Origin of the sequence: Desulfovibrio sp. 1214_IL3152 (assembly GCF_036763055.1) — a bacterium.
GTDB lineage: Bacteria > Desulfobacterota > Desulfovibrionia > Desulfovibrionales > Desulfovibrionaceae > Desulfovibrio.
The window spans coordinates 1-7400 of the sequence record NZ_JBAIYW010000368.1 but is presented as its reverse complement, the minus strand read 5'-3'; the positions used below and the strand labels follow the sequence as shown (position 1 = coordinate 7400).

Genomic DNA, 7400 nt, shown 5'->3' with positions numbered 1-7400 from the left:
GTGCTCCTTGGTAGCTTTCATTTGTAGCCCTCATGCTGGTTTGGTGGTTGTTTGGTCATAACCAAACCTAACCGACATGAAGGGCTACTTCCATTTTGGGAATGTGCGAAAAATACCGTACGTTATCACGTGTTCTACGGTGGCACGGCAGTTACTTTAGCAATAACCTCAGTTTTAGTTCATAATTTCAAAGTGAGCCAAGTCAACGTTTTTTGCACACCAGATGAATCAGCTCTCGTACATCTTCCACCCGCCAGACCGTTGTACGCGGCCCCAGCTTGACCGGCTGCGGGTATTTGCCCTCTTTCACTCCCTGCCACCATGCCGAAGCGCTGATGCCAAGGACGTGCAGAATTTGCGGCAATCGGGCAAAGCCCTCCTGGGGCAGCGGAAGCGGGGTTTTAGTTTCTCTCGCCATAATCATTCTCCTGGTTGTTCTTGGCGAGCCTTGTCGCGCAGTGTGTCGAGGTAATCGGCCCATTCAGTCATCATACGGCGGCGCTCGGGCAGGTACTCCGCATAGTTGTATGCGGCCCGGATGCTGTTCCGCTCACTGTGGGCCAGTTGGCGTTCTATCCAATCCCGGTTGTAGCCGAGTTCATTCAGCATGGTGGAGGCCATCGCCCGGAAACCATGCTGGGTCATTTCATCTTTGGAGTAACCAGCCGCCCGGAGGGCGCGGACAAGGCTTATTCGGTTCATGGGAGTATCTTTTTCGGTGTTACCTCTGGCTGGAAAAACATAGCGCCCCTGACCGGAGAGCTTGTGTACTTCCCGCAGAATCTCCACCGCCTGACGTGCCAGAGGGATAATGTGCAGTTGCCGCATCTTCATTCTCTCCGCTGGGATGCGCCATTCGTTGGTTTCAAAGTCGATTTCCTGCCATTGCGCCAGGGCGAGTTCGCCAGGCCGGACGAACACCAGCGGGGAAAGCCGCAAGGCGCAGCGCACTGTGAATGTTCCTTTGTAGCTGTCCAGGGCCACCAGAAGCCTGCCTATGGCCTTTGGTTCCTTGACCGCCGCGAAATGCCTACTGTAGTCCATAGGGGTCAACGCGCCGCGCAGGTCGGCGGCAACATCACGTTCCGCCCGTCCAGTTGCGATAGCGTAACGGAAAATGCGCCCGCATTCGTTCAGTGCCATATGCGCCATGAAGCCCGCGCCTCTATCTTCGGCTCGACGTAAAGCCTCCAGCAACTCCGGGGCGGTAACGCTTCTGACTGGACGTTTGCCGACGGCCGGGAACACATATTTTTCCATGCGGCGCAGGATGTGATTCTTGTAGGCCGCCGTCCAGCGAACGGAATGCTTTTCCAGCCACTCCAGGGCGATTGCCTGAAAAGAGTTTTTGGCCGAAATAGCCGCAACCGCCTTGGCTTCCTGTTTGGCGGCGCTGGGGTCTATGTTGTCCACCAGAAGTTTTTTGGCCGCTTCTCGACGCTCCCGTGCTTCTTTCAAGCTGACGGCGGGATACGGCCCGATGACCAGCAGTTTTTGCTTGCCCATAAACCTGTAGCCCATGCGCCATGACTTGCCGCCTTGTGGAGTGATGTGCAGAAACAGCCCGCCGCCGTCCGAGTGCTTTTGTACTTTTCCGTTTCCTTGCTTGCGCTTTACAAAGGTATCTGTCAATTTCATAATTCACCTCCAGTGGTAAAATCTTCATAATTTCAGCTAGATTAAGGCGGAATGAGCACCCAAAACGTACCAGCAGATGTACCAGCATTGGGCACGTATTTTGGTGGTTTTCACTGGATGCGTACCCGGTCAAAATATCCGGTAATATTTTGATACTACTGGATAAATATGCCTTAAAAGACTGCCTGAAATTGAAAGTATCGTTTTCGGCCTTGTTAAGCATCTCTCTGGCTGAACTGGCGATAAAGATATGCGCCTTGTCACCGCCTTCACCGTTGGGGAACAGTTCTTTGAGCAGTTCCGCATGAGGCGTGTCCACCATTTCCTGGAACAAGTCCTTGATGGTACGGCTTTCATCCGCCAGCATGCAGGAGAGATCGTAGAGCGTGGCCGTGCGGCCCTGGCTGTGGCGGATCATGATGGCGCAATGCAGAATGGCCCCGCCGAGCATGGCAAACGCCGCCTTGCTCCAGTGATCCTCCAGGCCTTTACCGTTGGGATCAACCAGCATGGCCGCCATGTTCTGCACATCGGGAATCGCCATCATGGTGTCGATGCGCAGCTCTTCCAGCGGGTTGAAGGCGGCGGACGCTCCGGAAGGATCGGAGGGGTCAAAGCGCAGCACCACCTGATCCTGCGATTTGCGCCAGCCCGCTGTGAGCGCCCAGTTTTCACCTTTGATATCCAAGACAATGCTGGAGCCTTCCCAGGCCAGGAGCGTGGGCAGAATCAGGCCAACGCCCTTGCCGGATCGCGTGGGCGCGAAGACCATAATGTGTTCCGGGCCGTTGTGCCGCAGGTAGTGCTGCACTTCATCCGGCTTGCCCCGGAGCGAGCGCAGCAGCAGCGATACCCCCGTGTACTTTTTGAGCCAGCCGCCCACATAGACGCCCTTGCCCTCAAAGTAGCCCATGGTGCGGATTTCTTTCTCTTCCGCCCAGCGGGCCGAGCCGTGCAGGTTGGCGTTGGCCCTCAGCTTTTTCATGAAGGGCATCCAGTAAGCGATGACGATGAGTTGCGGCAGCAGGAACAGCGCCTGGCTGTGCGTTATGGCCTGCTCAATGAAACCGTAGGTATCGCTGGCGCTGAATTTCTCCTGCCAGGCGACCACTGACCAGGGCGCGTACCAGGGGAGCCCCAAGGCAACGCCCCACGGCTCGCCGAGCGCCGGGTGATAGGCGAAGTAGGCGGCTATGCGCTGGGTTGCCAGCGCCAGGCTGGCCAGGGCCAGCAAGAGCATGAACGGCAGATAGAGCCAGCGCAGATTGCTTTTTGGCGTATCCGTGCCCAAGCCGTATTTTGCGGGCATGACATTCTCCGTAAGAGGCCGTCATGCGGCGCTGGCTTGGGGCTCTTGGCCCGCAAAGAAAGCTTGATTTATTCTACCTGAATGGTTAGTCTGAATTCAGTCATAATTTTTCCCCTATGGAGGGTGTATGCAACTTCATTCAGACATCAAGCCTATTTCCTGGCTCAAGAACAACGCCAAGCAAATGGTGGAAACCGTTGCGGAAACAGGCAATCCTATGGTCATAACGCAAAACGGCGAAGCCAAAGCAGTTGTGATGAACGTCCGAGAATACGATCAGATGCAGGAGAGTCTTGCTCTGTTGCGTATGCTGGCTGATAGCTCCGCCGCTGCCGAAGCCGGGAAGCTCCATGACTCCGACGAAGTGTTTGACGACATTCGCCAAATGATAGCGGAGAAATGGAATGAGCGCGGATAAACCGTCCTGGCGGGTTAAATTCACCAGCCCAGCCAGAAAAGACATTAAGGACATTTTCTCTTACATCGCCGACAGGGATGGGCCGGACATTGCCGAAACGATACTGGAGAGATTTATTCAGGCGCGAGACAGCCTGAGCGAACTCCCTGATCGCGGGCGTATCCCTCCAGAATTGAAACGCGTTAATATCCTCTCGTACAGGGAAATCCAGGTGCGGCCTTATCGGGTTGTGTACCAAGTCACCAAGGCTATAGGGGAAGTCCATATTCATGTTGTTGCCGATGGACGCCGCAATTTTACCGAACTTTTGAAAGAACGGCTGCTCACATCTCTCACCGACGATACTGCCGAGAAATAAGCCCACTTTTTACCTCCCCGCCTTATAAGGCCGCTTAAACACCATGTCTTTGGTGACAATGACATTAAACTGGTAGCCGGGCCGGATTTCCAGCGTGGGCTTGATGTTCAGGTTCTTTTGCAGGAGCTGGAGCGTGGCCTGTCCAAGTTGCGAGGCAAGCGCCGCGCCCATTTCATCCTGGAGCGTGGGGTTGTCGCTGTCGCCGTTTCCGCTATCCAGAGAGTCCATGCTGTAGGACATGCCGCCTGTGATCATGCTCATAAGAATGGCCGAGCCGAAGATACGCAGGTAGTGGTTGTTCACCTTGTCCGTGTACCCGGCGTTGCCCGCCATATCCGAGCCGGGCATTGCGCCCAAGGTCACGGCAGAACCGTCCGGGAACACAATGCGGTTCCAGGCCACCAGAACCCGCTCCTGGCCGTAAATGACGCGGGAATCATACACGCCGAAGAGCTTTGCGCCCTGTGGAATGAGCAGGTTGCGGCCAGTGGCCGTATCAAAGACGTTCTGGGAAACCTGGGCGATGATGTTGCCGGGCAAATCGGAATTGATGCCAGTAATCATGGCTCCGGGAATGACCGCGCCGGTTTTCAACTCCAGTGGTTGTCCGGCTGTGCGGGTATGCGGCAGAATCCAGGCCGAATCCTTTTCCGCACGGGCAAAAAAGGCTTCCTTGTCCTTGTCGGCTGCGGGATCGTAGCCGTTTTCCCGCATAGCGGAGAGGTCAGGATTGAAGTTTAACCCGGCTTCCGGCCTGCGATCATCCTGCACCGCCACTCGCTGATCAGATTGGTCAGACGTGTCTGACGCTTTTTTCACGGCAATGGGCGCGGAAAGCGCCGTAAGCTGGGCTTGCGCTTTCATGCGGCGCAGGTTTTCCAGTTCCTGCCGGTACTGATCCGGCTGTTCCTGTGTTTTCTGCACCACAATCAGCGGCTCGCGCCCGCCTGCGGGTTTGGGCATATCCGGCTGGGTTATGGCCGGGGAACCGGCAGGCGGAGCCAGATTCAGGCCAGCACCTTCACCCATGAGTAAGGGCCGCTCCTCTTCTTTAATGTCCACCTTGGGAGTTGCCGCCTGTTCCCCTTCCTGGTTGTGGGCAAAGTTCACGCTATAGACCAGGATGCCGAGCAAAAAGAGCCCGGCCACAAGCACGGCATAGAGCGGCCAGCGGCTCATGCGGGCCACGTTGACCTTTTTGGTCGGCTCCAGGCTGTTGGGAGTGTTGTCGCTCATGGTTCCCCCTAATCCAGCGCGTTCATGCCCGTATCCCAGGCATGACGGACTTCTCTGGAAGCCCGGTCTATAATGGAGCGCCTGAATTCCTGCTCCGTGCGGCTCTGGCCAGCTTCGGGCTGGCCGCCCGCCGTGTAGGAACGGGCAAAGGCCTTGCCGTCCGAAAGGCGCAACTGGAGATACCAGGCGCTCTTTTCGTCCAGAGCGTCCAGGGTGTAGGCGACAACGAGTACATCAGCGGATTCCGCTGCGGCCAGGGTGAAACCCTTTGTCCGCAGGCCGCTTTCAAAGGCGGCGGCAAAATCGTTGGTTGCTTCCTTGGCCGGGAGCAGATGCAAAGAGGTATGGCCCGGAGGATACAGAACGGTCAGGCAGTCCACAGCGTCATCAGCAATGGCGGCAACCGCGCTTTTCCCCGGCAGAGGCCCGCACCAGGAACCGACCAAGCCCGGTTTGGCGCAGCCGGATGCGAACAACACGACAAAACAAAGGGAGAGAAGGACGTTACGCATTACTTGCTCCCCCTTATGATTTCCACTTTTTCCTGATCGCCGCCCACGCCAATGACCAGGGCAATGCGGTCAAAGAGGCCGTCCACAACCATGGCCGAGTCTTTGACGCGATAGTTTACAAGCACATCCTGCTTGCCTTTGCGTACCAACAGCACGGGCATTTCGCCGGAGGCGGAGTTTTCAGGCAGGCGGATAAAGGTTTGCCGCCCGTCATCATAGACGCGCTCCGGCTTCCATTTCGCCTTGCCCTTGACCTCATAATTGAAGTTCAGAGCGGACAGATCCGTGGTTCTGCCGTCCACGGTGGTGGAGTTCCACTCCTGTTCCTTGGCATCCCTGGCCTGCCTCCAGGCGGCCTGTTGCTTCAGGCTTTCCGAGTAGAGAAATCCAACATAGGGCGTATGTCCCGAACGCTGGGACACAAGGCGCAGGTGGTACACGCGGCGGTCAGTGGTCACGACAGCAGAGGTTTCCAGACCGGAATCCACCGGTTTTATGAACAGGTGCGCCGTAGCGCCAACGCCGGAGCCTACAGAGCCGGAATCCACCATCCAGCGGGAAGAATCGCCGACCACAATTTCATGCACGGTTTCACCGGCCTGCAATTCCACATCGCAGACCTGCATGGGCGCGGCCACAATAGTGGGCAGGCTCGCGCCATGCACATAAACCACCTTGCCGCCGCCAGTGAGAACCGGTTCAACGCTCTGACGCGACCAGTTGCCGGAAAGACGCAGCGCCTTCTTTTCCTTGTCGGTCAGGGGCACAACCGTGGGGTTGAGATAGTCAATTTCCGGCATGGCAGCCGGGGCCGAAGCATCAAGCGGCGGCGGATAACCGGGCGGAACCGGCGAAGCAGCGAAAGCCGAAGACGCAAAGAGCGTAAAGACGCAGACGAGTAAGAATATCTTTTTCATGGAATACCTCATTCCTGATTGTTTTGGGGTTTGACCGGAGCCGTCGCGCCAACGACTTTTCCGGCAGACAACGAAGTGATGTAGACGCCGCCGGGGTTGCGCAGAATCACCGCGTCCACGGTGGGCGGGTTGATCTGGATCGTTACCGTGGCTTCATAGGTATGGGCGTCCAGCAGAACACCTGCATGGCTGCGCACGGTTTCAACCCATTCCACCCGGTAGGAATCGGAGCTGACCGGCAGGGGCAGGCCTTTGATCTCCACATGCACGAGCTTGCCGGTCTTGGCGATTTCATAGGGGTTGTTGGCCTCGTACCACTCGCGCAGAACGCCCTTGGCGCTTCCAGCCATGAAGAAGGACAGGCGCTCAATCATTTTCTGCTGGAGTTCCACATCCGCCGTGACCGTGCGCCAGGAGCTGATGCAGGCGGCGATCTCCGCCTGAACAAGGCGTTGCGGCGTGGCGCTGGCCTTGTCGGCCCGCGCGACCACGGAAGACTTGCCCAGCTTGTCCACTTCGATGATGTAGGGCACGGTTTTCACCTGGCTGGCCTGAATCACGTTGCCGGTAATGGAAATTGCCGTGAGCAGCAGACAGAGAAAGGCGACCATGCGCCATTGCGCGGCCCGGCTGATGTAGGAACCGTACCGCTCCAGCCATTCTTCCCGGCCATTGAGATACGGGTTGCCGTTGCCGGAGGGCTCCGGGGCATGGCCCGTGAGTTTTGATTTGAAAAGAGACATTATTACCACCTATGATTGATCGTTTTTGTTCATGCGGGCTCGCTCCAGGCGTTCCTGCATTTCAGAGCGTGTCCGGGTGCTGAGAGATTTTTCGCCGGATGTTTTGGCATCCTGGCGGGCTCCCCAGAGAGATTTCGCCACGCCCACGGCTCCCGTGCCTTCCATTCCGGCCACCTTGGCGGCGTCTTTGACGTTCTGAATGGTGTTGTTCCCGGCCACCATCGCGCCGACTGCCCCGCCAGCCACAGCGGCGGCGGAAGCGGTCATTG

General features: G+C 57.2%; 9 protein-coding genes and 1 pseudogene. 2 read left to right on the top strand and 8 right to left on the bottom strand.

Going from position 1 to position 7400, the window contains the following annotated elements:
• Positions 1 to 202 precede the first annotated feature (202 nt).
• From V6C07_RS07995 to V6C07_RS07980, 3 genes and pseudogenes are all read right to left on the bottom strand, one after another.
• Positions 203 to 418 carry a helix-turn-helix transcriptional regulator gene (locus tag V6C07_RS07995; RefSeq protein ID WP_333535848.1) on the bottom strand — a complete coding sequence of 72 codons (216 nt, stop codon included), beginning with the start codon at positions 416 to 418 and terminating at the stop codon, positions 203 to 205.
• A 2-nt stretch (positions 419 to 420) separates the two neighbouring features.
• Positions 421 to 1638 (bottom strand): tyrosine-type recombinase/integrase, encoded by a 1218-nt coding sequence (locus V6C07_RS13415; RefSeq protein ID WP_442886162.1) that lies wholly within the window; start codon positions 1636 to 1638, stop codon positions 421 to 423.
• 331 nt (positions 1639 to 1969) lie between these two features.
• A pseudogene (locus V6C07_RS07980) lies at positions 1970 to 2623 on the bottom strand (type IV secretory system conjugative DNA transfer family protein); the annotation flags it as partial.
• Between the two features lie 451 nt (positions 2624 to 3074).
• On the opposite strand from V6C07_RS07980, the gene V6C07_RS07975 reads away from it, so the two are divergent.
• Positions 3075 to 3365: a type II toxin-antitoxin system Phd/YefM family antitoxin gene (locus tag V6C07_RS07975; protein ID WP_333535847.1), complete on the top strand. Its 291-nt coding sequence runs from the start codon at positions 3075 to 3077 to the stop codon at positions 3363 to 3365.
• Positions 3352 to 3723, top strand: coding sequence for a type II toxin-antitoxin system RelE/ParE family toxin (locus V6C07_RS07970; RefSeq protein ID WP_333535845.1), 372 nt, complete (start codon positions 3352 to 3354; stop codon positions 3721 to 3723). The genes V6C07_RS07975 and V6C07_RS07970 overlap by 14 nt, the downstream gene beginning before the upstream one ends.
• Before the next feature lie 9 nt (positions 3724 to 3732).
• Here the strand turns inward: V6C07_RS07970 and V6C07_RS07965 are convergent, their stop codons facing one another.
• The 5 genes from V6C07_RS07965 to V6C07_RS07945 form a co-directional block, all read right to left on the bottom strand.
• Positions 3733 to 4959 carry a TrbI/VirB10 family protein gene (locus V6C07_RS07965; protein WP_333535844.1) on the bottom strand — a complete coding sequence of 409 codons (1227 nt, stop codon included), beginning with the start codon at positions 4957 to 4959 and terminating at the stop codon, positions 3733 to 3735.
• Between the two features lie 8 nt (positions 4960 to 4967).
• Positions 4968 to 5471, bottom strand: coding sequence for a hypothetical protein (locus tag V6C07_RS07960; RefSeq protein ID WP_333535843.1), 504 nt, complete (start codon positions 5469 to 5471; stop codon positions 4968 to 4970).
• Complete coding sequence (gene trbG, locus V6C07_RS07955; RefSeq protein ID WP_333535842.1) at positions 5471 to 6388, bottom strand: P-type conjugative transfer protein TrbG; 918 nt, start codon at positions 6386 to 6388, stop codon at positions 5471 to 5473. The genes V6C07_RS07960 and trbG overlap by 1 nt, the downstream gene beginning before the upstream one ends.
• An 8-nt stretch (positions 6389 to 6396) precedes the next feature.
• Positions 6397 to 7131, bottom strand: coding sequence for a type IV secretion system protein (locus V6C07_RS07950; RefSeq protein ID WP_333535841.1), 735 nt, complete (start codon positions 7129 to 7131; stop codon positions 6397 to 6399).
• Between the two features lie 9 nt (positions 7132 to 7140).
• A partial coding sequence (locus V6C07_RS07945; protein ID WP_333535840.1) for a hypothetical protein occupies positions 7141 to 7400 on the bottom strand: 260 nt, incomplete at its 5' end.

Coding starts and splice junctions, on each gene's coding strand:
- V6C07_RS07995 (WP_333535848.1), bottom strand. CDS start 418: ATGGCGAGAGAAACTAAAACCCCGCTTCCGCTGCCCCAGGAGGGCTTT.
- V6C07_RS13415 (WP_442886162.1), bottom strand. CDS start 1,638: ATGAAATTGACAGATACCTTTGTAAAGCGCAAGCAAGGAAACGGAAAA.
- V6C07_RS07975 (WP_333535847.1), top strand. CDS start 3,075: ATGCAACTTCATTCAGACATCAAGCCTATTTCCTGGCTCAAGAACAAC.
- V6C07_RS07970 (WP_333535845.1), top strand. CDS start 3,352: ATGAGCGCGGATAAACCGTCCTGGCGGGTTAAATTCACCAGCCCAGCC.
- V6C07_RS07965 (WP_333535844.1), bottom strand. CDS start 4,959: ATGAGCGACAACACTCCCAACAGCCTGGAGCCGACCAAAAAGGTCAAC.
- V6C07_RS07960 (WP_333535843.1), bottom strand. CDS start 5,471: ATGCGTAACGTCCTTCTCTCCCTTTGTTTTGTCGTGTTGTTCGCATCC.
- trbG (WP_333535842.1), bottom strand. CDS start 6,388: ATGAAAAAGATATTCTTACTCGTCTGCGTCTTTACGCTCTTTGCGTCT.
- V6C07_RS07950 (WP_333535841.1), bottom strand. CDS start 7,131: ATGTCTCTTTTCAAATCAAAACTCACGGGCCATGCCCCGGAGCCCTCC.